Annotated in this window: 3 protein-coding genes; 2 read left to right on the top strand and 1 reads right to left on the bottom strand. The window is 69.4% G+C overall.

Going from position 1 to position 3,446, the window contains the following annotated elements:
• The first annotated feature begins 184 nt into the window (after positions 1–184).
• Positions 185–1,165, top strand: a complete 981-nt coding sequence (locus B0W88_RS30610; RefSeq protein WP_077038268.1) for an ABC transporter substrate-binding protein — start codon at positions 185–187, stop codon at positions 1,163–1,165.
• Here B0W88_RS30610 and B0W88_RS30605 read toward each other — a convergent pair.
• Positions 1,138–2,355: a LysR family transcriptional regulator gene (locus tag B0W88_RS30605; protein WP_077038267.1), complete on the bottom strand. Its 1,218-nt coding sequence runs from the start codon at positions 2,353–2,355 to the stop codon at positions 1,138–1,140. The two genes, B0W88_RS30610 and B0W88_RS30605, sit on opposite strands and share 28 nt — an antisense overlap.
• 155 nt (positions 2,356–2,510) lie before the next feature.
• Here B0W88_RS30605 and B0W88_RS30600 point away from each other — a divergent pair.
• On the top strand, positions 2,511–3,446 hold a 936-nt coding region (locus B0W88_RS30600; RefSeq protein ID WP_144007088.1), incomplete at its 3' end, for an aldehyde dehydrogenase family protein.

Here is a 3,446-nt window from a genome sequence, read left to right as displayed (position 1 = left end):
ATGGACTTTATGGGTGGACATGGCGTCTCCTCGATGGGTGGTCTGTGCGTGCATTCATATTGCCCCGCGGGCTTTCCAGCGTCGAGGAAGTCGGGAGCCTTCCTATCGCCACCGACCGCTTTTGAATGGGTCGCGTCATCGCGCCGCCGCTAGCCTTCGTCCATCGACCGAAGGAGCTTGTTGCATGTCACCGTTACTTACGCGCCGCGGCTTCCTGCGCGGCACCGGCCTGGTCATCGCCGCGCCGTACATCGCCCGAGCGGCCACTTCGAATGCACTGCGAGTCGTCAGCAATCCGGGCCTGGAGAACGCCACGCTGAATGCGCTGATGGACAGGCAGGGCTATCTCGGTCGGTCTGGCGTCAACGCCGCGTTCATCCAGGCGCCGGGCTCCACCGGCCCCTTCGATGCGATCACCGCAGGCGCCGCGGACGTCTGCATGGTGTCGGGCTACAACATGGTGCTCTCGCGCATCGCGCAGGGCGCGCGCGTGAGGATCATCGGGGCCGGCATGCGCAAGGCGGCGCTGACGATCTTCGCGCCGGAGAACATCCGCACGCTTGCCGACCTGAAGGGCCGGACTGTCGCCGTCGGCCCGACGGGCGGGCTGCTGCACACGCTGACACTGCAGCTGCTGAGGGCCCGCGGCATCGACGACTCGGCGATCCGCTTCATCGACAAGGGCAGCAACGAGCAGTGCTACGAGGCGGTGCTGAGGGGCGAAGCCGACGCCTGCTGCGCCAGCATCTCGCACCTCAACAACGACGACCACCTGGCAGCGATCGAGGAAGGGCACCTCTGGCAGGCCCTCCCCCGCTATGTCTTCCAGCTGGCCTATGCCTCGACGGACGCGATCCGCGACCGGCAGGACGATCTGGTCAAGCTGATGGCCGCCTATGGCGCGCTCTACGAGTACATGATGTCGCCGGCCTCGCGCCAGGCCCTGTTCGAGGCGCGGCGCCGCGCGCAGCGGGATCACTTCGACGAGGCATCGGCCCGCGCGGTGGCCGACTTCAATGTTTCGCAGCGGCCTTATTCGAAAGATCTCACATTGACGGAATCCGACATCGCCTACCAGCAGGGCCTGGTTTCCGGCCCGAAGCTACCGTTCGACGCAGTGGCCGACATGCGCGCCGCTCAGGCCGCCGCGCGGCTGCCTGGCTGAGACCCGCCGGTGCTCTCCCGCAGGCACTCGACGAAATCGGTGTGCGCCTGCGTCGGCAGCCAGTCGCTCCGGGTGGTCACGCCCTTGGGCAGCATGTCGCTGAGCCAGGGGCAGTGGAGCTGGCAGAGGATGCCCAGCTTCAGGTCATGCTGCACCTCGGAGCGGGTCATCAGCGTGATCGTGTCCGAGCCCAGCAGCATCGCGCGGCTCATGCTCAGCGACGAGGTCTCGATATGGAAGCTGGGATGGGCCTTCAGGCCCTTGAAGATCGCCTCGATGCGCTTGCGCCGCGGCGTGCCGACCGAGGGCACGACCCATTGATAACGCGCGAGTTCCACTGACGTGACCTCGTCCAGCCGGCACAGCGGATGCTCGGGGCGGGCCACCATGCAGTAGCCGTCGCGATAGAGCTCGTCCTCGCTGACCTCGCTGGCCCAGTCGGGCCGGCGCAGCAGGCCGAAGAACATGTCGATGCGGCTGTTCAGCAGTTCCTCGAGCAGGTGGTGGTAGTCACCGGTCACCAGGCGCAGCTTGACGGCCGGATGCCGCGCCATGAACTGCCGCGTGGCCTCGGCCAGCTCGAAGGAGCCCGCCATCGGCACCGCGCCGACGACGACCTCCAGGCTCTCCGCGCCCGCATCCAGCAGCACCTCACCGCGCGCCAGCTCGATCTCGCGCACCGCGCGGCGGAACTCGCGGGCCAGCAGCGTGCCGGTCTTGTTCGGGATCGGGCCGTGGGCGGTGCGGTCGAACAGCGGCCGGCCGAGCGAACGCTCCAGCGTGCGCGCGGCGCGCTGCAGCGAGGCCGGCGACATGGCGAGGCTCTCGGCGATCTCGTTGACACGGCCGGGCTCGGTGATGACGATCAGCGCGCGCAGCTGGGTGCCGGTGATCAGCCGGTCGGCCTGCGCCTGCTTGCCGACCACCTGGGTCAGCACCGCATCGAGGATCTCGAAGAAGCGGTCCAGCCGCAGCAGGTACTGCCGGCCCAGCGGCGTCGGGTAGGTGCCGGTGGCGCTGCGCTCGAAGATCGGCGTGCCGATCTCGGCCTCGATATTGGACACCGCCTGCGTCACCGCCGGCTGCGACGTGCAAAGCTCGCGCGCGGCGCCGCTGACGCCGCCCACCCGACCGATCACCTGCACGAACCGCAGATGGCGCAGGTTCGGCGTTTCAGCGAACTGGAACATGGCGGAATCTTAGTCCACGCGCCCCGGTGGGGAGGGTCATAGCAACGCTTGCCGGGCCATCGGATTTCTGCAGGCCGTCATGCAAATGGCGAGGCCTCGCAAGACACTGGCGGGAGCGCTCCGCGCACCGACAAGAACATTTCGAGGACCTATCCATGAGCGCAGATTTCTCCCTGCACGGCCGGCACTTCATCGCCGGCGAGCGCATCGCCGGCGATGAACGCTTCGCCTCCACACCGGCCAGCGGCCCCAGTCATCGGTTCTGTGTCGGCACGCCGGCGCTGGTCGAGCAGGCGTGCCAGGCGGCCGACGCCGCCTTCGAGTCCTTCTCCGCCAGCAGCCGCGAGCAGCGCGCGACGCTGCTGGACACCATCGCCGACGAGATCGACGCCCGCGCCGACGCGATCACCGGGATCGGCAGCCAGGAGACCGGCCTGCCCACCGCGCGCCTGGTCGGCGAGCGCGGCCGCACGGTCGGGCAGCTGCGCCTGTTCGCCACGCACATCCGCCAGGGCGACTACCTCGATCGTCGCCACGACGCCGCCCTGCCCGATCGCCAGCCGCTGCCGCGGCCCGAGCTGCGGCTGATGCAGCGCCCGATCGGGCCGGTGGCGGTGTTCGGCGCGTCGAACTTCCCGCTGGCCTTCTCGGTGGCGGGCGGCGACACGGCGTCCGCGCTGGCCGCCGGTTGCCCGGTCGTCGTGAAGGGGCACTCGGCGCACCCGGGCACCTCGGAGATCGTGGCCGAGGCCATCCTCGCGGCCGTGGCCCATTGCGGCATCCACCCCGGCGTGTTCTCGCTGATCCAGGGCGGCCGCCGCGACGTGGGCGAGGCGCTGGTGAGGCATCCGCTGATCCGCGCCGTCGGCTTCACCGGCTCGCTGGGCGGGGGGCGCGCGCTGTTCGATCTCTGCGCAGCAAGACCTGACCCCATCCCCTTCTTCGGCGAACTGGGCTCGGTGAACCCGATGTTCCTGCTGCCCGCGGCCGTGGACGCGCGCGGCGCGCAGCTGGGCGCCGGCTGGGCCGGCTCGCTGACGATGGGCGCCGGCCAGTTCTGCACGAATCCCGGCATTGCCGTCGTGCTGAAG

The sequence above is a fragment of the Pelomonas sp. KK5 genome, assembly GCF_001984095.1.
Classification (GTDB): domain Bacteria; phylum Pseudomonadota; class Gammaproteobacteria; order Burkholderiales; family Burkholderiaceae_C; genus KK5.
The sequence above is the reverse complement of the archived record's forward strand: the minus strand, read 5'-3'. Positions and strand labels throughout refer to the sequence as shown.

What these genes read in the sequence shown, in the direction of transcription:
- B0W88_RS30605 (WP_077038267.1), bottom strand. Translation starts at nt 2,355, where the DNA reads ATGTTCCAGTTCGCTGAAACGCCGAACCTGCGCCATCTGCGGTTCGTG.
- B0W88_RS30610 (WP_077038268.1), top strand. Translation starts at nt 185, where the DNA reads ATGTCACCGTTACTTACGCGCCGCGGCTTCCTGCGCGGCACCGGCCTG.